This window comes from Zhenhengia yiwuensis, assembly GCF_014384995.1.
In the GTDB taxonomy this organism is placed as follows: Bacteria; Bacillota; Clostridia; order Lachnospirales; family Cellulosilyticaceae; genus Zhenhengia; species Zhenhengia yiwuensis.
Genome location: NZ_JACRSY010000022.1, coordinates 1 through 20695 on the forward strand (window position 1 = coordinate 1; position 20695 = coordinate 20695).

Consider the following 20695-nt stretch of genomic DNA (forward strand, 5'->3'; position numbering starts at 1 on the left):
GAAGTTTAAATTCTTTGTCATATCTCTTAGCCATTGTTTTAGGACACCTCGTTCATTATAGTTATTTCTATTATAACTCAAATCTCCATTCTATGTGTCCAATTTTTATTCTAGCATCAAAATTTAATTCTATTTTTATTCAGTATTTAGTTGTTTATTTTCCAAAGAATAGTCTTTATAGACTTATAATAATTAATATTTTATTCAATTATTTTGATTTTCTTTGCTATTTATATATCTCAAACTTAATTTGGTGAAATTTTTTTTTATTTTTAAAGTAATATTAATAAAAATAGCCTCCAAGAGATTCCTCTCTTGAAGGCTATTTTGTATATCGTCCTTATTTAAGGTTTATTTTATTCATTACAAGTCTTTTATCTCTTATGAAATAAGCTGTTTAAAATCTTCCAAGCTCATTGCTTCATTAAATAAAAATCCTTGTGCAAATTTACATTTAGTAGATTTGATAAATTCTAATTGTTGCTTAGTTTCTATTCCCTCTATAACTACTTCCTTTTTAATAATTTCAACTAAATCAATGATTGTTTTTAAAATAGCTTGTGCTTTTTCGCTTTTTTCTATATCTATTAAAAAATCTCTATCTATCTTTATCACATCTATAGGTAACTCTTTTAAACTTACAAGTGAAGAATAACCTTTCCCAAAGTCATCCATCAAAATTTTAAAGCCTTCTTCTCTTAATTTATTTATGGCTTCAGTATTCATACACATGAAAGTTTCTGTTAGTTCTAATTCTATTAATTCTATAGGTACTTCATGTCTATGTAATAGGTCCTTTAAGTGCATAGTATTCTTTATATCTTTTAAAGTCATTTGTGAAAGGTTAACTGATATAGGAATTCTTTTTAGCCCTTGCTTTTCCCAAGAAGTAAGACTTTTACACACTTCCTCAAATATAAATAAATCTAACTTCTCTATTAATCCTAGTTTTTCTAATACTTGTATGCATAAGCCTGAACTTAACATTCCTTTTTTCCTATGAAACCATCTTACTAATGCCTCTCCTCCTATTACTTCTTTTGTATATATATTATATCTAGGCTGAATATAAACTTTAAACTCATTATTCTCAAATGCTTTAATGATATCTTCTCTTGTTACATAATTTTGCATAGACCCTCCCATTTTTTATTAACTCATTTTTTTATACTCGTACATATTTTTTAAGTGTTTTCTATCCTTTATTCCCATCTTTAAATCTACAAGATGCCCTTATACCTAGTTTTTCACAAATAAAATAGCAAATTAGCCTTATTACTAATTTGCTATTTTACTCTGTGCTTATCTATTCATATTCTATAACTCTACTTAATTAACTTAATAAGTGTCTCTATCCTAAAAATTTTAGAAAACATAAAGGTTAAAATCAACATAGCTTTAATTCATATATCTTTACTTTTTTATATTATATTTCTATATTATATCTTTATATCTTCTTAAGGTAGTAATATATTTTTCCTATCGAGTATCCATAACTTTTTTATATATATTGTCTATAGTACTTTATCTTGACAGGTTCATTTAAATACTATTATACTTATTACTCTTAATATTCTTCTATAAACCTACTACCACTTTTATATAAAACATAGCCTATTAAGCATATGGAGGAAAGTTCATGCAACTAAATCATCTGAAATATATTTTAAAGGTGGCAGAATTAGGTTCTATTACTAAAGCTGCTCATGAGCTTTATATTAGTCAACCTAGCTTAACTAAAACTATTTCAAATCTAGAAAAACAATATAACATTAAAATATTCGAACGCACTGCTACAGGTGTTTCTGTAACATCAGAAGGTAGACATTTTTTGTATTATGCCAAAAATGTTGTTCATAGTGCAAACTCATTAGAAAGAAGCTTTCAAGATTCTTTTTACATTAATCAAATTCAACTATTCGTTGCTACCCAAACATTAGATTTTATTCCCGAGGTTGTTCTAAATACATATAAAAAATATAGTAATCATAATCTAAAATTTGAAGTCTATGAAAGTCATCGTTCTAATGTAATAAAGGCTATTCAAAAAAGGGATTGTAATATAGGATTAATTGTACAAACCAATAAAGAAACGAAAGCTTTTGATTGGCAACTAACCTCTACAAATCTCGAAACAGAATACCTGGCTTCAGATACTGTCTATATTTTATTAGGTCCAAAATCAAGTTTATATCATGCAGCCTCTATAACTTTTCAAGATTTAGAAAGACTCTCACATATTTGTTTAAGTATAGATGAGCTCACAAGATCTGAGTGGCAAACGCATAAGCAACACTTATATATTAACCTTAATCATGTTATATACTGTAACTCTATTCATCTATGTATAGAGCTTTTAGAAAATACAGATGCGGTATTATATGCTTCGAAATGGATTTTAAAATACTTTAAAAATACAAACATTAAAGCCCTTCCAATCAGCAACAATGATATTTATGAATCGAACCTTATTTGTATCAAACGAAAAAACGAACCTCTTACCCCTATTGAACTGCACTTCATCGATGAAGTAAAAAACAGCATTAATCCTTCTCTCTAAAGAATTAATGCTGTTTTTTACTTTGCTATCTATCTAATCTTAAAAACTAAAACAAACTAACTTGATTCGTCTCACCCAATACGCTAAGAGCTACTGGGTCGTTATCCATAAAGTAGGCTTTCTTAATTTCCTGTTCTTTTGTAAAAATAGCTGTTTGTAAGTCTGCTGTAGATCTTAGTTTGCAGCTATAGACGATAGGGAAGTATTTTCTAATGAAGTCCCCTTCCGTATGTGCCGTTAAGGCAATGATTTGGAATCCAAGTTGTTTGGCAATAAAGAAGACAGGTTCTAAAACGTGTCCACTTGAAGCTTTACCAAATGGGTTATCTAGAATGACCACTCGGCTTACTTTATTGTTATCACTATGAATGTTTTGTTTCTTCTCTGCCAGGTAGTTTAAGATACCTAGGTAAAGCGCCATGTTTTTACTCCATTTCTCCCCACCAGACCATTTATTAGATGTTTCCCAGGAAAAGAGTTGGGTACTAATATCACTAATATTGCTTACTTTTCTACAACGTATACGAATACTTGTGCTACCCATAACCACTTTTAGAAGCTGTTTGAGTTTAAACTGCTCTTTAATATATTTCTTAACCTTTTGTAGTGCCTCCTCATTATCCTCATCTAAGAAGCTCTCATGGTCAATGTCATCTAGCATTTTGTAAATATGATTTCGAATCTTTTCTTTACCTTCATCTTCCTGCCATCCTGGAATATCAAATTCATAGATGGTTTTCCAGCCTTCTTCTGTCTTTACCCTTGTTTTCTTTGGAATCTCTTTAAGTTCTGCTACCACTGTTCTAAGGTAAGTATAAAGATGGGTAATGAACTGAGAAAGCTGCTTGTCTTGGTCAATCATATCTCTTTCTAAAATAGAAAGGGTATGATTAATACGTTCTACCATATGGTCTTGCCATTTAATAAGGTCTTCATAATTTTCTTTTTGAGTAATCCCCTGGATTGCCATATTTCTAAGCTTACTATCTCTGATCTCTCTTTGGCAGAAGTGTTTAAAACTTTCTCTTTGCACAGTAATATGCGTATGGCTAGAATCCATACTACTTTTGAGCGTTTCTAAAGTACGAATCATCTCTGTTGTAATACGTTTAAGCTGAGTCTTAACTTCTTCCTTTATCTTTTCATCTAATAATCCCACTTTGACTTCTGGTGCGCAGTAGCCATAAAGCTGGTCCTTCTTATCCATTTGCAGTTTGCTTTCTACAATAAGAGCAAGCTGTTTTTCTAAAGTTTGACTTTGGCCTTTGATATACTGCTCTTTGTCTTTTAACTGAGTTTGAAGCTTCTCTTCCTCTTCCCTTGCCTTACAGCAATAAGGTATAAAGGTACTGATTGGCTCATAAGCCTTCTCAAAGTTTTCTTTTTTACTATGATAATCTTGCTCCATCTTATCAAATTGAGTCTTAGCTCCTTTTACCTTTTGCTCTAAATCTTCTAAGTCTTTCTTAAGTCCATTAAGCTCTTTTGTAAGCTTATTAATTTCTTCTTCATACTCCACTCTAAAGTTTGGAATTTCTGTAAGCTTTTCTTCTAGTTCTGCTTCTTCTAAATGGAAGTTCTTCTCGTTATCTGCATAAGCCTTCTTACTTTGCTCTAAGAGATGCTCAATTTCACTACGTCCTTTTTGTTTACTGTTTAGGCTTTCTTTTAACTGGATTTGTTTATCTCGTAAGTAAGCCAAATCCCCATTGCTATAGTCTGCCTGATAGTTTTTCACTTCTTTATAAAGCTCATCATCCTCTATACGTGTTTGACTTCTTCTAAGGCCCTCTAACCTTTCCTTAATGTCGTCAAGAACTTCTTTAAGTTGTTCAAGAGATACACGAACTTTAGTAATAAGATTTTCTTGGTCTTTAATTTGACCTTGTAAGATATGAATAGCTTGTTCCTGAAGGTCATTATCTTGTTTAAGCTTTAAGTATTCGGCCGCCTTTTCTACAGCGCTTTGCAAGGTATTCCTTTCATGGCTTTCTTGCTGTAAGAGGGTTTGTATCCCTTTGCTTTCTTTCTTAATCTCCTCTATACGGTCTTTATCTTGCTGAATTGCTCTACTTAAAGTAGCTTCCTCGGCTTTAAGGTTAGTTTGCTGTTCTCTTAAGGCCACATATTTTTCATGAGGGTAAACACTTAGGAAGTTTCTGATTTTATCGAGTAACTGATCAAGCTCTCTTAATTTACTTTCTTTCTGTTTACGATAAGCAATTGCTTCATCCAGTGCCTTCATGGCTTCATTTTTATGAGCCTTAAAAGCTTCCGTTTGCATATCTTCCTGCCAAGCTTTTGGATAAATCATCTGATCTATCTCTACATGCTCTTCTAAAAGCCCTTTCGCCTCTGTTAAAGTGAGAACACCTACTGGTGTAGTTATTTTTTGCCTTTGTTCTTCTAGCTTAATACGAAGAGCTTCCTTTTGCCCATCTGCTACAATCATAACCTGTGTCCATCTTGGCTGATTTTGCATCCTTTCTTTAACTGCCTCATCTTCTAGACTTTGGATAAAATCTGTCCCAGATTGTAGGAAGGAGAACTGACTGTACCATTTTGCCACAAAGCTCTCAATGAGAGGTTCTGCTGTAAAATACTCATGATCCTCATAGTTTTCAAGGAAACGAGAATGTTGTCTTTCCATTAATAGTGCATCTTCTTTTTCCCTTGTGAACCTTTCAACCTGTTCTTCTAGTGTATCGAGCATTTGCTGTGGTTTGGCATAAATAGAAGTCACGCTATAGAAAATGGGTAGCATAACCTTAACATCTTGTAGCACTTTTTCTCCAGCTTCCTCTAACTGGCAAAGCTCGGCAGTAATACGGCTGATTTCTCCCATGAAGGCAGTTCTCTTACTATTTTTTTCTTCAATGGCTACATTCAGAGTGTCTTGCTCTTCCTCTAAAGTTTTTAACTCCTGTCTTAAAGTGAGTTCATGGACTTCAATTTCACTTATACGTGATTGCCAAAGTTTGAAATGTTCTTCTACATCTTCCCCTATCCCTTGGCTTAAAATAGTCTTTTTGATGGCCTCCATACGGCTCTTTTGACTCTCTATAATCCCTTCTAACTTGCTACACTTTTCTCTCAGTACTTTCATCTCTTCTTCTAAAGTGAGCTTTTCCTTAGTCGCTACTTCTCTGTCTTCCTCATAGCGTTCTTTTTCTATTAAGCCTCGTTCATATTCTTTCTTATAGCCAGCCAACTGATCTTCAAAGCACCCTTTAAGCTGACAGCTATTTTCTTCTAAGGCTTCTTTTAATGCTTCTACTTCTTGGTCTTCATTTAATAAAGCCAGCTGTTCTTCGTAAACTCTTATTTTAGCCTGTGCCTCACCCATATTATGCTTAAACCATGAAAGCTTCAGCATATGGCGTCTTGTTTCCTTCTCCTCACGCTTATGACGCATAGCCTGATACAGATGATCTTCGGCTTCATAAGTTTTCTGACTCTGCTCGAAAATTTCTTTGGCTTCGGTTACTTCTATAAGTTTACTTTGCTTTTCAAGCAGCTCTTTCTCTTCTTTTAATTGATACTGCTCCTGTTCTAAGGCTTTAAGCTCTTTTTGTGCTTCCTGCTCCTTCATTTCAATCAGTTCCCAAAGTGCTTTAGCCTCTTCTTTTTTAGCCGTATAGTCTTCTATCTTTTTGGCATAAACACTATAGCTTTTTACATATTTAGCCATTTCTTCTTTAATCTTTTTACTCTCTTCAATACTTCTTGTAAGCTGTTTATGCTTTTTGAAGTGCTCTCTTTGGCTCTCAAAAGTACTTGTAAAGTCATCACTGCCACTACCTACTAAGCCTTGCTCTACAGTTGGCAAAAGAAGTTTTTCTACTAAATCTTGTGTGGTTTTGCAACCATCAAAGAAGGCCTCTACGCTACCTTCTCCACTATTAATAACAGCAATACTACGCCACTCTTCAGCAATAATTTTAAAATGCTCTTCGATGTAATCATGAAATAGTCTTGTTGTCTGGAAGGACTGAGCTGTCATATAATCTTTGCTCATTCTTTGGTAGTACTCATTCATCTCACCTTTACTTGAAGCACGTAGACCTCCTGAAAGTTCTGGCTGAGTAAAAGGTAAGTTTTCAATGCTATGTTTATCATCTACGCCGTATTCGTAAGCATATTTATAAGATTTTAACTCATTATTTTGTAAGTAAAGGGTAACAGCTGTTAAACCATAACGTCTTGGCTTATCTTGAATAATCCATTCAATAGCAATATGTGCCGCTTCTCCTTCTAACGAAAAAGTCTCTTTAACTTTACGTTCACCTAAATCCATATGAGGGAGTACAGCTTGAAGGGCAGCTTGAATGAAAACTGTTTTTCCTCCCCCATTCTCTAGTAGTATAGCTGTGTTATGTCCTGCACATTTAAAGAGTTCATCATTATAACGCTTACTACCATTTTCATAAATTACGTTAGTATATCTAATTTTTGATATCGATGCCATCTTTTATGCTCCCTCCTTCTTGTCAAACTGATAAATAAAATCTAGTAACCCACGGTTGTATTCATAATCCATATAGTAACGCTGAACAATAACTTTAGTCTTCTCAGTCAGCTCCATTTCGTTGTTCCCAATATCATGAATCATACCTTGTTTTTCTAAGAAGTTCTTCACTGAATTTAAGAAACTCATACGGCTATTGGTATTGCCTGATTGCTTTTTAGCTTTTTCTTTAACATCATCAATAGCCATCCATTTTTCTAGAATTCTAATCCAGTTGTACTCTTGTTCTTCTTCTATTTTTCTAAGTTCCTCTTCCTCTATTTGGGAAATGCTCTCAAGTCTTAAGTGTACTGCCTCTAGCCATTCTTCCATTTTAATAAAGCTTCTTGTAGGCTCTTGACTTTGATAGCTATTGTAGAACTCACCAAGTAGAATAATAATAGTCACATACATAAGATAAATATCTAGATTGGTCGCACCACTTGAGAGATAAATCCTTTTAATCATTTCATTACTCATATGTAAAGGAGAAGTGGTTGCAATAGGGACTAAATACAGTATGTCACCACCAACAATAATGGTTGCATCATCCTCCCTTGCAAATTGATCTACTAATTCTTCAATACGCTCATCTCTCATATAAGCCTTAGCGTCTGCTGTGAGGCAATTCCCACTAGCCGCTAGCCTTGTATAAATTTTATAAGCCTCAATAATTTCTTCATTTTTATATTCCATCGTCCTCACCTGCTTTTACTTCTAATGTCAAATCTATTTCCATATTTGTGATGGTAAAACGCTCATATTTTTCTATCTCGCCTTCGTTTTCTCTCACTTTAATGCTGTTAGTCATACCTCGTAAAACTTCCTTCACGCCACTTAAAAGGCTTTCATCATCTAATTCATCTAAATCGATAGGAGACTTTTGATGGAGCATAATCCAAAAATCATAGAACAGCCTCTGTTCTAATAAAACGGACTCTTTTTCCTCCAAACTACTGCAAATTTCTTCTAAAGTAATACACGTTCTTCCTTTTAGAAGCTCTCGCGCCTCTAACATCACCTCTTTAAAGTATGCCTTTAACTGCTCCTTGTGCTGATTAAGCTGCTCTTCACTTGCCCCTTCTAAAAAGGCTCTACCTGTTTCCTCTTCTGTACGCTTTTCAATACGCTGCTTACCAAATACACTAAGCGGGTACCATTCCCTACTACGTGCCACTTTTAAAAACGGCTCTACAAAAGTTTTACTTGCATGAAGTGGCAGTGGTTTACCCATCATAGCACCTACAATATCTTGCTGGAAGTTAAAATTATCTAGTCCTATAAAGTAAAGTGCCTGCTGAGCCGCTTCTAAAGCATGAGTACGTAGCACAATACTATCTTGTAACAGCTTGCTATGCTCATGATGTACTGCTTCTAATTGCTGGTCGATTTTTAGCATAAGTGTATAAGCTTTTTTATCTTTTTCATTTTCAATCTGATACTTTAAACTATCTTTTGTCAATCTCACAAAGTCTTGTAGTTCATCAAACTCCTGATTTTCCCTTGCTAGCCTTACATGAATATCTTCAATAAGATTTTTATAACGCTCATAGGTCTCTTCAGATACAATGCTCCTCGTCACTTCATGTTTAATTTTCATAAGCCTTTCTCTTAAGTTCTCAACTGAAAGACTCATCTCATCTACTTGTCTAAGGGCACCTATAAACTCACCTTTTTCAAGCTGCTTACGTAGGAGCAATTGATTAATAGAGATTTGAAACTCACTAAAGTATTCCTTACTAGAGAAAATCAGCTCTAACCCTTGGTCATCTAATGTATAGTATTGTGTATTAGACTTTACATCAGCACGTGCAGCCTTCAAAATGGAATAGTAAATAGTCTCCTCCTGCTTAGTCTCCCAGTTGTAGAAAGTCATACTATTACGACTCCCATTAGAAGGTCTAAAGACATCAATAATCTCTCTAGCTAATTCTAGAAACTCCTCTCTATTCATATCTATTTTTCCATCATTCACTTTATATAAAAAGGCCGCCAATTCCTTGACCCCACTGGTCTTCTGGCGCACAATCATATTTTCAAAAAAGAACAGTAAAGTGAGCATCCCTAATTCATAATAAGGAATATCCTGACTCGAATGATCTTTTTTTGTTTTTCTTCCAAGCCTGTATAAAGGATCATAAATAGCTAGCCTTTTCATACGCTCTCCAAAATGGTCCAAAACTCCGCCCATGTCTATATGCATTTTAGCTTCCTCCAAATTTCTAAAATATCTTTTTTATGGATCGCTTCCACATCATCTTATTTACTAAAAGAAACTTATGTTCCCCTCTATTATAACATGTCCCCCTATCAATCCCTAATTAAAAAAGTATAAGAATCCCTAAAAATAATTTCAGAAATTCTTATACTTATTAGTCTTTATTCAGTTCATCCCTATCCTAATAACCCCCTACCTTCTGGCCCATCAATCCCAACGCCAAAACGCTTATGCTTTACGTGTAAAATCTTTGGATAAATAAAGTACTAAATCATCATTATTTGTACATGCCGCATAAGGCTCTAACCTTTCATTGTTATACCAAACGCCACTCCCATCTGGAATGTAACCTCTTTTGATATACAAGCGCTGTGCAGGACCATATCCAGCATGTAGGCCTACCCCTAGACAAATCTTATCAGAATACTTTTTGACTCCATCTTCAATTGCATTAAAAATGGCCGTCCCTACTCCTTTTCTTTGATACTTTTCAAGAACATTGAAATCACATACAGTTGGAATATGCTGATTAGCAAAAGGACCATGCTGAGCATTTGGCAGAAGCGTTGCATATCCAAGTACTTGCTCTCCTTTTACTGCTATAAAAACTTTTCTCACACCATTTTTTTGTTCTTTATAATACTTTTCAAATAAGTTGATAGGCTTATCCCATCCCTGTAACTTAAAAGCTTTGTGAAAATCAAGTATATCTGATTCCATCATATCCCTAATTTGAATATCCAAAATATCTCCCCCTATTTCTATAAGTTTTCCTTATTATATCATTATTTTAAAGAACTTCATGCACAATGTATGTATACAGCTATTCTTTAGAATATATACCTCTTAGCTTTAAACTCTATGTAGGGCTCTACCCAGCTTAAATAAAAAAGTATAAGCCTCTCTAAAAATGGTTTAGAAATTCCTATACTTATAAACATTTTATACATCTATCCTACTGTCAAAGAAATCCTGTATTTTTACTGCGCCTTCCAAGACTTCTCTTGTAACATATAAGCTTCTATCTGCCCTTGTCATGACATGCCACTTCACTAAGCTAATGGCACCCTTTTCGATTTCTATTGCTGTAATACACCTTGGATGCACACAACTTCCATCATTAAAGTACATAGGCTCACCAACTTTAGGAAAACTTGGTCTATGTGTATGTCCCGTTATTAACATCTTATTTTCTTCCTCTGCCCACTTCTTTAAGTGAGCCTCTACCTTATTCTTTTTGTTATAATTCTTCCCTGCTCTCGTGGGGTCCTTTACACCCCAAAGCTCCACTGTTCTCCATAAATACCTTACCAAAAATCTCCCTAACCTCCAGGCTTGATCATTAATAAAATCTCCTTGATGCCCATGCACAAGAAAAATTCTATTACCACTATTTCGATCTTCTAAAATCAAGCTCTCATAAACTTGCATAGAAGGAAATAGCGGACAAACATTTTTTCGCGTCTCACAGTAATACTCTGTACACTTCTTTTTAAACAATTTCTTATTACTCTTCTCTTTATCATGATTGCCATAAATCATATATAATCTCTTTTCATTATAAAACCTAGACATCAGCCAAAAAGCATTACTATGCACTTGAATAATCTCTTTCATACATCTATTTTCCCAAAGTTCATCACCATCTCCTAGCTCAATATACGTAAAGCCTTCTTTATAATAGTCATTTAATGCTGCCCAAAATAAATGTTGATTCAATAAAAAATTATCTCCCCAATTTCCACTCCCTCTATGACAATCACTCATCATCACAAACTTAGAGTCCTGATCATAAGGAAGGATTATTGCCTCTTCATAAGCTTTTGATAAACATTTAGATGTTCTCATACTCCCCTCCCTTGCTATTGATTGAGATAAGGTTGCATATTTTTATAAAGTTCTTCCAATTTTTTAGCTCTTTTACTATTGGCAAGCATTCTAAATAATATAGGATAATAGATACGTAAGAAATCAATCTTATCAAGTGTGCGTGTAAAATCTCTCGTAACCCAATTAAATAAATGGCAATAAAATCTATTAAGTCTTTGAATCCAGGCTACTACCCATTTGCCATATTTCTGTGGCTGTGCCGTTCTAGGCGTTGTAAAAATAACTTGGACCATTCTATTTTCTACTCTAATATCCTGAGCTTTATAACCCGCATCACTCAGCCCCTTAATAAAAGCTCTTTGCATCTCACTATTTGGAAAAATAATTTGAAGCTCTAAAGATAATTGCTCTGGTTTAGAAAAGACAGCTACATCAAAATCCGTTAACCACCAGTGTCTCCCTTTTCTTTCAATGATCGTCTTATCCTCTTTTTTTAAAGTATATGCCATTTGTAAACGGTCATCATCGGATACACACTCATAGAAAGCCCCTGAGAAAATGCCCGGTATATCTACATCCTCTTTATCTGTTACATACACGCCGACTTCTCCCCCTGTTGTCATACCATACTGCCCCTTCCAAAACTCAATGAGCCACCTTCTACCATCATATTGAAAATAAATAGGTTCACTGTCTATAATCATATTTAATGAGGGTGCTAATTCATCATAAAGACGACAATACCCTACCTTTCTCTGCCATGGATACATGTGCGAATAGACAAGATCTTGTTGTACATCAAACAAAAAACCATATAGACTTAATGCTTCATTTATATCTTTTACCTTTTGACTATCCGTTCTTTCCTCTACTTTTTCTATTGCTAATCTTCTACGTATCCATGCCCAATACACAATTAATCCCATAAATAAAACTACCATACAAATTGCAAGGATAAGTGAATGTTCCATTTAACCTCCCCCTTATTATAAATGTATCTCTACACTATTTTATTCCTTCATAGCAGTATTGGTGATCTATTATCACTAGCTTGTATCCCTATCATGCTCTATCCTTAATATTTTTTAAATTGCAAAAAGCAGGGTTTTCTATAAAACCCTGCTCATAACGTCTTTCGAGTATTTCTTTATACTTCACATTCCATCTCTACACCGAAATGATCTGAGACAATTTCTTTGTTTACACCATTGAAACAAACTTGAGATTCTAAAACTTTTATAGGCTGATTGGCCCAAATCAAATCAATTCTTAACCCTGCTTGATTTTTTTCCCATCCATCAATCTTACCTTGTACTGTAATACCTTCATCTTTTTTCTCAGCTAACGTATAAGTATCAACCCAACCTTTAGAAAGCATATAGTCATAGCCTTCATCTCTTACATTAGCATTATTATTAAAATCGCCCATCATAAAGGAGAGACGGTTTGAGTTAATCGATACATTAAGTGTATCTATTTGATGTTTAAAAGGCTCTTCTTCATCTATCCACCATCCTAGATGACAAGTATAGAAATCTATGGTTTTACCTTTATAATCTATAGCAATTTTTACAACTTTACGTGTTTTCCAGTAATTTGTATCATGCCCTTTCGTCACAAAGAATTCTTGCTCTTCTACAATTGGGTGCTTACTTAAAAGACATAAGCCTTCTTCATAAACTTCATAGCCTATATGAGAGAATCCCCATCTAAAGTCATATTCTGTTACACCTATTGCCTTTAAGGCATCTAATAAAGCATAGACAAAATTACCTTCTTTAAGGCCTTGTACAACTACATCTCCATCTATAGGCTGACTAACTTCTTGGAGAGCAATGACATCATAGCCCTTGTCTTTAATCTCTTGCGCTAAAACTTTAATCTTATGTTGTTGATCTACTTCTTGCCATGAATGGCAGTTAAGTGTCAATAATTTCATGCTTTAATCTCCTACTTATTTTCCTAACAAATCTTGAACTTCTGATTTAAGCACATCCACTTGTGGACCATAAATAGCTTGGACACCATTGTTTTTACATACAAGACCGATAGCACCATTTTGTTTCCATGCACTTAGGTCACCTACTAAACTTACATCCTTAACAGTTACTCTAAGTCTCGTTATACAAGCATCTACATCAACAATATTATCCGCGCCACCTAAAAGTTCAATGGCTCTTGTAGCTTGAGATGCTTTTTGATAAGTTGATGCCACTTTCTTAGTATTTCCTTCTGCTTCTTCACTTTCATCATCAATATAGTTACCACATCGTCCTGGGGTAGCAATATTAAACTTCTTAATTAAGAAGCCAAATACACCAAAGTTTAAGAAGAAGAATACAATACAACTAATCCCAAAATTCACAAGGTCCATACCAATACCTGCATTAACCATCATTGGTATACGTGTTAAGAGTTCAACTGCTCCAAATGAATGTACTCTTAAGTTTATCAAATCCGCTAAAGCAAATGCAAGTCCAGTTAAGATGGCATAAGCTACATATAAGATAGGTGATACAAACATAAACATAAATTCAATTGGTTCTGTAACACCTGTTAAAAATACGGCTAAAATAGCGGATAAGAAAATGGTTTTGTATTTTGATCTTTTATCTTTATCTACATTTTTATACATTGCAAAGGCTACCCCAAGGAGAGAAGCTGAGGATAAAATAACTTGTCCTACTTTAAAACGTGCTGGTGTAACTGCCTCAATTAAATTGCTATAGCCTACCATATCTCCTGCAGCTTTTAAATTATTAAGGTCTGTAATCCATGCAAGCCATAGTGGGTCTTGTCCTGCTACAACTTGTCCTGCCGCTGGCCCTGTTAACATAGTGTATAAGCCACCTAACTCTGTGTAATTAACAGGCACAGTTAACATATGGTGAAGACCAAATGGTAGAAGTAATCTTTCTAAGGTTCCATAAACAAATGGTGCTACAACTGGCGCTGTATCTTTTGAAGCTGCTAACCATTGCCCAAAACTATTTAAAGAACCTTGAATAAATGGCCAAATCACAGATAAAGCTACCGCCATTACTGTAGACCCTAAAATAACCATAAAAGGTACAAAACGTTTTCCATTAAAGAAGGCAAGTGCCTTTGGTAATTTATTAAAGTTATAATATTTATTATACAAATAAGCTCCTAAGAAACCTGAAATAATACCGATAAATACCCCCATATTTAAGGCTGGTGCACCTAGGATAGATGTAAAGTAATCTGGAACTGTTAACGCTTGTCCAAGAAGACTTGTTACTGTTGCACTACTATCACTTAACATTGCACTACTTACACCAAAAATAGCCCCTGTAATACGATTTGTTAAAACAAAGGTTAACAGTGCTGCAAATGCACCACCAGCTCTGTCATTTGCCCAAGACCCACCAATGGCAACTGCAAACAGAATATGTAAATTGCCAATAATAGCCCAACCAATGTCTTCCATGACTCTTGCTACTGCTTGTAAAAATCCTGCATCAAAATTCATACCAATTAATTTACCAATTGAGATCATAATCCCTGCTGCTGGCATTACAGCAATTACAACGAGTAATGCTTTACCAAATTTTTGCCAAAATTCGAATGAAAATACCTTCTTATCCTTCATGTCAATACCTCGCTCTCTTCCTACTCTCTTCTCTTTTTAAATGATTTATACTTATGCCTTTAAAATCACCTCTTCTTATATTTTCTAAAATGACTTTATATACATGTATGAGGGATTACTTCAATTTATAAAGTCTTGCTTCATAAGGACGTAATGTAGTATACTGCTTAAATTCTTCTACTTTATAATTAGCTAATAGTAAGTCTTCTACCTCCAAAATCTCTCCGTTAAGTGTTGCCACTTGGTCTGTTAAGTTACAAAGTACTAAATACTTTTCATCTTCTTCTCCACGTGTATAAGCATAAACCTTAGGATGCTCCTCCCAGATTAATTGATATTTACCATAAACTAAGGTTTTGTTTGATTTTCTAATTTTGATCATCTCTTTATAGAAATTCAAAATAGAATCTTTATCTTCTTGCTGAGCTTTTACATTAATAGTAACATAGTTAGGATTTATACCTATCCAAGGTATGCCTGTAGTAAATCCAGCATTTACGCTCCCATCCCATTGCATTGGCGTTCTTGCATTATCCCTTGAACAGTTCCACATAAATTTCAGTGCTTCAGACTCCTGTACACCTTCTGCAATCATTTCATTGTATTTATTGACAGAAGATACATCATTGTAAGCTTCTATGCTATCAAAAGCTACGTTGGTCATACCAATTTCCTGTCCTTGGTAAATAAAAGGGGTGCCTTGTTGCATAAAATACATAAGCCCTAAAGCTTTAGCACTTTCTAGCCAATAGTTTTTATCATTTCCCCATTTGGATACTGCTCTTGTAATATCATGATTTTCAATGAATAAGGCATTCCACCCTCTGTTATACAGCGCATCTTGCCACTTTGAAAGCGTCTTCTTAAACGTGATAACATCTAAATCTTCTACACCTTCTTTATCCCATAACTCTAGATGTTCGAATTGGAAGATCATATCGAACTTCCCTTCCTTTTCACCTACCCATAGATGACTTTCCTTGGCACTTACACCATTGGCCTCGCCTACAGTCATAATATCGTACTTATCAAAAGTGTTCTCCTTCAACTCCTGCAAATAAGTGTGTATACCTTTTACATTCATATGCTTACTAAAAGAAGAGACATATTTAAGTCCTTTTGGATTATCTAAATCCTTTAATCCTTCTTCTTTTTTGATATGGCTAATAGCATCTACTCGAAAACCATCTATACCCTTATCTAACCAGCCATTAATCATATCATATAAAGCTCTTCTAACTTCCTTATTCTCCCAGTTCAAATCAGGTTGTCTTTTGCTAAAGAGGTGCATGAAGTACTCATCCGTTACCTCATCATATTCCCAAACTGAGCCGCTAAAAATACTCTCCCAGTTATTTGGCTCTTGTCCATCCTTACCTTCTCTCCAAATGTACCAATCACGTTTCTTACTATCCTTTGAAGTACGTGATTCTAAGAACCACTCATGCTCATCTGATGTATGATTGATAACTAAATCTATGATAAGCTTCATACCTCTTCCATGTACCTCATTGAGAAGTTCATCAAAGTCTTCCATTGTGCCAAACTCATCAAGAATTTCTTCATAATCACTAATATCGTAACCGTTATCATCATTTGGCGATTTGTACATTGGACAAATCCAAATAACGTCTATACCTAAATCTTTCAGATAATCTAGCTTAGAAATGATCCCTCTTAAATCACCTATACCATCTCCATTAGAATCCATGAAACTGCGTGGGTATATTTGATAACCTATCGCTTCCTTCTTCCAGTCCATGATGTCTCCTTTCAGTGCAACCGTTTGCATAAATCTCTAAAAAAATATATGTTTATAATGACCATATTTATAGTAAATTAACCGGTTGTTTTGTGCAATTTGATATCGTATTTTTATTATACTCATTTTGCTACATTCATGCAACCGGTTTCATTCTTTTTATTCTATTTTCTTTTAATCCATTCAGTTTCTACTATATAATGCTTATTTTTTTGCTCTTTTCCTTCTAATTGATTAATGAGTAGCTTACTTGCATACCATCCTAATTTTACAGCTTGAATATCTATGGAAGAAATAGGTGGATTTTGATACTGGCCTATTACTGTATTGTTAAACCCAATAAGTACTTTTCCATCTTTCCCATTTTCATTGCAGTATAGATTAACCCCTACTGCTATAAGGTCATCAGTAGTTAGAATAGCTGTCAACTCTTTTTTAGAAAGTAAGACCTTAGCCCCTTCCTCCCCAGTTCTCTCATCAAAACCTGTTCCATGATAGACGAGTGCTTCATCATATACTATTTGATTATCTCTAAGTGCTTTTTTATAACCTTCCAGCCGATCTTTAGAAACCACCCAGTCTATTTTGGCGCCTATAAAACCAATATGCTTATGTCCACTTTTGATTAGTTCATCTACTACCTGATATGTAGCACTCTCATTATCGTTATCTACCCATAAAGTAGTATCCGTATCTTCTGGATGACCAATGACTACAAAGGGAAAATTCATTTCTTTTAAAAGTTCTATGGTATGGTCTTGTGATTCAGCTTTTAAAATGACAATCCCATCTACTCGCCCATTCAAAGTAAAATCTTTGACATACTTAAGCTCATCCTTTTTATCCTTGGCTACAGCATACATTAAGTAATAATGATGCTGCGTAGCATATAAACTAATACCCTGCATAACTTGAATAAAAAATGGATTTGCAAAAGTATTTTCAATTTCATTAGGTAAAATAATACCTAATATGTGTGTTTTATTATTCGCCAAACTTCTTGCAATGGCATTAGGTTTAAAGTTTAGCTTCTTGATTGCCTCTTTTACCTTTTGCTTTGTTTCTTGACTAATACGCTCATTATTTGATAACACTCTTGAAACAGTAGAAGGTGATACCCCTGCTTCCTTTGCTACATCTCGAATCGTAACCTTCATGCTTATAACTCCTTTGCCAGTACTATACATTTTCTTTATCATACCTTTTTTAAAAAGAAAATCATAGCCTGTAGCAATAAATCTATTAACTCAGTTGTATAATCTCTATGAGTCATATAAAAATACTCTAAATACTACTATACTATTCTTTTGACTTGGTCCTAAGCATATTTTTGTCTCCAGGCACATTGCCCCCATCCCAAAGAAATTTTAAGCTAGGCGTGTCGTCGTACGGTTCACATACTTGCTCTAGACTTTCTCTATAATCAGCAATTTCTAATCGATTAATTTCATCTTTTTTAACTCCCTTGTTATAAATTTTATGGAGTTTATTACTGAGTAATCCAAGTTTTCATATAGTTATATCTTAATGCTTATATTTATATGAATCATTTTATAATATAGCTAAAAAAAAGCACCAGTGCTCATAACACTAATGCTCCCTAAAGATTTAATCTATAAATGCCTTGCCTTCTAATCCTTCTGGTAACTCTAACCCTAATAACTTCATTAAAGTTGGGAATTCATCTACTAGCTTACCAGATTCTATAACCTTGGCTGGGCGTTTAGAATTGTAAATAATGAAAGGTGGCTTATCTCCTTTTACAGGAAGGTGTCCATGGGTAGCCTTTGAATACTTGTAGTCTTCTGTATCTACATCTTGTGCCACCTCACAGTCTACTTGATTAGATATGGATATACCTGCACTACCTTCTACTACGTATTCAAAGTCTCCTGTAAGATGAAGTGCTTTAGCCTCTTCTTTATTGAAGATGGCTTCAATATAACCTAACTTCTTAGCTTCTTCCATTACTTCTAAAGCTTTAATTTCTGCTTCTTGATTTACTATGTATAAATGTCCTGAGATACCAGCTGACTGCATATAGGCCTCATACTCTAATACATTGCCCGCTCCATCTGTCTTAATTAAGCCTGCACGTCTTAGCATTTCATTGATACTGATGACACTTTGTATATCTAGCTGACCATGATCTCCTAGTACAACAAAAGTTGTATCTTCAAATAGGCCTTTACGTTTGTAGAGGTCTATTATATTTTGAATCCACTGTCCATGCAGTCTTTGCGCCTCACTTACTAATTCAGCCTGAGTACCTGCCGCGTGTCTTGCATGATCTAGACTTGCCTGATGCAAAAAGAGTACATCTGGTGTATAACGGTCTACAATCTCTAATAAACAAGCTTCTCCAAACTGGTCAAGATTAGGATTTTTCTTCCAATTAAGTAACCCTTTATGATGCTCGTAAATCTCTTCCATAAGAGATGATGTTGTTTCTACAATTCTTTTATTCGCTGCATCATACTCTGGCGCCCAGATCTCAGGAATAAGATAATCTATAGGTGCATCAGCTGTTACCGGCCATAGCACTGCTGATGTTGTAAGGCCCTTTTCTTTAGCATAATCAAAGATTGTTTTAACCTTTAAATCTTTATAGTACCAATACCAATTTTCATTATAATGCTCGGGATCTAAAATTTCATTATGATGAATACCATGCCCCTCTGGATAATGACCTGTCATAATCGTAGCATGACATGGATAAGTTAGTGTTGGATAAATACACTCTATATTTTTCACAACAACACTGTCTTCTAGTATTTCTTTAAAACCTGGTAAGTCTTTCACCACTTCTAAGTCACTTGTAAATAAAGAGTCTACACTGATTACCACTAATTTTCTCATCTATTCATTCTCCTATTTGCTTTCTTGTAATAATTTTGTTGCTTCCATAGCTGCCTTGTCTAATGTATCTTGCACCTTTACATCCGTTGTAAAGATCTGATCTAAAGCATTAATATACACATTATAGGCTTCACCATATGCTTTATTCATAGGACGTCCATGACCATATTGTAATTGATCTACAGCCACTTTAAATTGTGGTGTGCTTTCATATAAAGCTTCAATTTCTGGATGAGTTGTTGAACTAATCGTTGTTGGAAGATAACCTGTTTTCTTATGTGAATACACTACTTGTTCTTCTTCTGTCATAAAGTTAATAAAAAGTGCTGCTGCCTCTTTTTCTTCATCGGTTAATTTAGAAGTCATAACAATATTACATCCCCCTGTTGGTACGCTATATTCTTTGCCACATGGGATAAAAGCTGTACCAATTTCATAACCATTTTGCCCCGCAATATCTAACGTATTATTAAGAGATCCTGTAGAGTCCACCCACATACCAATTTTTTGATTCATAATTTCAGTTGTACGTGTATCACTTGCATTGTTACCACTATAATATTTAAAGTTATATTTTTCTATACCTTCTTTTAAGAACTCTACAGCCTCAACTGCGGGTTCTTGGTTAAAGATAGCTTCTGTTTCATCTGCATTCACTATATTTCCACCATTACCTTGTGTGTATGCTTCAAAATGCCAAATATCATTAAGGAATCCAAAACCTTTTACACCAATACTTTCAAGTTGTTTGGAAGTACTTGCAAGCTCTTCCCAATTGGTTGGTGCACTGGTAATGCCTGCCTGATCAAATAACGTTTTGTTATAGTAGAAAATAGGTGTACTTCTTAAGTAAGGTACGCCATAGAGCTTACCATCTACATAAGAATTATCCATTAATCCAGGCAAGAAATTGCTTTCTTTTTCATCACTAATATAGTTCTCTAAAGGTTCAATCATGCCTGCATCAGCAAAGCTTTTAATACTGGCAATCTCCATTACAGAAATAGCTGGTTGTTCATTGGCAATGAAAGCACTTTTAAGTTTTGTATGTAATTCATCATAGCTACCTTGGTATTCAGCTGTAATACGAATATTATTTTCTTTGCCAACGGTTTCATTAAATTTTTCAGTAAGTTCTTGGTTATTTTCAGCTACTTTATCTTGCCAAGAGTACCAAAATTCTAATTCAATCATTTCACCTTCCTGATTGCTTCCTTTCTGGGTATCTTTCACACTACTTTGTGCCTCAGCGGCCTGGCCTGATGCACATCCTACTGTATTTATAGAAATCATAGCAATAAGTGAAGCACCTAACATTTTTCTAAAAAGATTTTTATTCATTTTCA

Annotated in this window: 14 protein-coding genes; 1 reads left to right on the forward strand and 13 read right to left on the reverse strand. The window is 34.4% G+C overall.

What is annotated here, in order from left to right; all coding sequences use genetic code 11:
- Positions 1-381: 381 nt before the first annotated feature.
- Positions 382-1134 (reverse strand): EAL domain-containing protein, encoded by a 753-nt coding sequence (locus H8718_RS13215; protein ID WP_249333259.1) that lies wholly within the window; start codon positions 1132-1134, stop codon positions 382-384.
- A 505-nt stretch (positions 1135-1639) separates the two neighbouring features.
- On the opposite strand from H8718_RS13215, the gene H8718_RS13220 reads away from it, so the two are divergent.
- Entirely contained in the window at positions 1640-2560 is a 921-nt protein-coding gene (locus H8718_RS13220) for a LysR family transcriptional regulator (RefSeq protein ID WP_249333260.1), read from the forward strand.
- Between the two features lie 46 nt (positions 2561-2606).
- Here the strand turns inward: H8718_RS13220 and H8718_RS13225 are convergent, their stop codons facing one another.
- From H8718_RS13225 to H8718_RS13280, 12 genes are all read right to left on the reverse strand, one after another.
- Positions 2607-7028, reverse strand: a complete 4422-nt coding sequence (locus H8718_RS13225) for a coiled-coil domain-containing protein (RefSeq protein ID WP_249333261.1) — start codon at positions 7026-7028, stop codon at positions 2607-2609.
- Positions 7029-7031: 3 nt separating this feature from the next.
- Entirely contained in the window at positions 7032-7763 is a 732-nt protein-coding gene (locus tag H8718_RS13230; RefSeq protein ID WP_249333262.1) for a DUF6063 family protein, read from the reverse strand.
- A complete protein-coding gene (locus H8718_RS13235) occupies positions 7753-9270 on the reverse strand; it encodes a replicative DNA helicase (RefSeq protein ID WP_249333263.1) in 1518 nt (505 codons plus the stop codon). Before H8718_RS13235 ends, H8718_RS13230 begins: the two co-directional genes overlap by 11 nt.
- A gap of 243 nt (positions 9271-9513) precedes the next feature.
- Positions 9514-10029: a GNAT family N-acetyltransferase gene (locus H8718_RS13240; protein WP_249333264.1), complete on the reverse strand. Its 516-nt coding sequence runs from the start codon at positions 10027-10029 to the stop codon at positions 9514-9516.
- 198 nt (positions 10030-10227) lie between these two features.
- Positions 10228-11133 (reverse strand): metallophosphoesterase, encoded by a 906-nt coding sequence (locus H8718_RS13245; protein WP_249333265.1) that lies wholly within the window; start codon positions 11131-11133, stop codon positions 10228-10230.
- A gap of 14 nt (positions 11134-11147) precedes the next feature.
- Entirely contained in the window at positions 11148-12086 is a 939-nt protein-coding gene (locus tag H8718_RS13250; protein ID WP_249333266.1) for a DUF4474 domain-containing protein, read from the reverse strand.
- A gap of 176 nt (positions 12087-12262) precedes the next feature.
- Positions 12263-13054: an endonuclease/exonuclease/phosphatase family protein gene (locus H8718_RS13255; RefSeq protein ID WP_249333267.1), complete on the reverse strand. Its 792-nt coding sequence runs from the start codon at positions 13052-13054 to the stop codon at positions 12263-12265.
- Positions 13055-13069: 15 nt separating this feature from the next.
- The gene (locus tag H8718_RS13260) at positions 13070-14728 is read right to left on the reverse strand and encodes a PTS transporter subunit IIBC (RefSeq protein WP_249333268.1); all 1659 of its coding nucleotides are present in this window, start codon (positions 14726-14728) and stop codon (positions 13070-13072) included.
- 115 nt (positions 14729-14843) lie between these two features.
- Positions 14844-16490 carry a glycoside hydrolase family 13 protein gene (locus tag H8718_RS13265; RefSeq protein ID WP_249333269.1) on the reverse strand — a complete coding sequence of 549 codons (1647 nt, stop codon included), beginning with the start codon at positions 16488-16490 and terminating at the stop codon, positions 14844-14846.
- 164 nt (positions 16491-16654) lie between these two features.
- Positions 16655-17647 carry a LacI family DNA-binding transcriptional regulator gene (locus H8718_RS13270; RefSeq protein ID WP_249333270.1) on the reverse strand — a complete coding sequence of 331 codons (993 nt, stop codon included), beginning with the start codon at positions 17645-17647 and terminating at the stop codon, positions 16655-16657.
- A gap of 451 nt (positions 17648-18098) precedes the next feature.
- Positions 18099-19349: an alkaline phosphatase family protein gene (locus tag H8718_RS13275; RefSeq protein WP_249333271.1), complete on the reverse strand. Its 1251-nt coding sequence runs from the start codon at positions 19347-19349 to the stop codon at positions 18099-18101.
- 12 nt (positions 19350-19361) lie between these two features.
- On the reverse strand, positions 19362-20690 hold the full coding sequence (locus H8718_RS13280; RefSeq protein ID WP_249333272.1) for an ABC transporter substrate-binding protein: 1329 nt from the start codon (positions 20688-20690) through the stop codon (positions 19362-19364).
- Positions 20691-20695: the final 5 nt, after the last annotated feature.

What these genes read in the sequence shown, in the direction of transcription:
- H8718_RS13255 (WP_249333267.1), bottom strand. Translation starts at nt 13,054, where the DNA reads ATGAAATTATTGACACTTAACTGCCATTCATGGCAAGAAGTAGATCAA.
- H8718_RS13280 (WP_249333272.1), bottom strand. Translation starts at nt 20,690, where the DNA reads ATGAATAAAAATCTTTTTAGAAAAATGTTAGGTGCTTCACTTATTGCT.
- H8718_RS13235 (WP_249333263.1), bottom strand. Translation starts at nt 9,270, where the DNA reads ATGCATATAGACATGGGCGGAGTTTTGGACCATTTTGGAGAGCGTATG.
- H8718_RS13245 (WP_249333265.1), bottom strand. Translation starts at nt 11,133, where the DNA reads ATGAGAACATCTAAATGTTTATCAAAAGCTTATGAAGAGGCAATAATC.
- H8718_RS13220 (WP_249333260.1), top strand. Translation starts at nt 1,640, where the DNA reads ATGCAACTAAATCATCTGAAATATATTTTAAAGGTGGCAGAATTAGGT.
- H8718_RS13215 (WP_249333259.1), bottom strand. Translation starts at nt 1,134, where the DNA reads ATGCAAAATTATGTAACAAGAGAAGATATCATTAAAGCATTTGAGAAT.
- H8718_RS13265 (WP_249333269.1), bottom strand. Translation starts at nt 16,490, where the DNA reads ATGGACTGGAAGAAGGAAGCGATAGGTTATCAAATATACCCACGCAGT.
- H8718_RS13270 (WP_249333270.1), bottom strand. Translation starts at nt 17,647, where the DNA reads ATGAAGGTTACGATTCGAGATGTAGCAAAGGAAGCAGGGGTATCACCT.
- H8718_RS13260 (WP_249333268.1), bottom strand. Translation starts at nt 14,728, where the DNA reads ATGAAGGATAAGAAGGTATTTTCATTCGAATTTTGGCAAAAATTTGGT.
- H8718_RS13250 (WP_249333266.1), bottom strand. Translation starts at nt 12,086, where the DNA reads ATGGAACATTCACTTATCCTTGCAATTTGTATGGTAGTTTTATTTATG.
- H8718_RS13275 (WP_249333271.1), bottom strand. Translation starts at nt 19,349, where the DNA reads ATGAGAAAATTAGTGGTAATCAGTGTAGACTCTTTATTTACAAGTGAC.
- H8718_RS13230 (WP_249333262.1), bottom strand. Translation starts at nt 7,763, where the DNA reads ATGGAATATAAAAATGAAGAAATTATTGAGGCTTATAAAATTTATACA.
- H8718_RS13225 (WP_249333261.1), bottom strand. Translation starts at nt 7,028, where the DNA reads ATGGCATCGATATCAAAAATTAGATATACTAACGTAATTTATGAAAAT.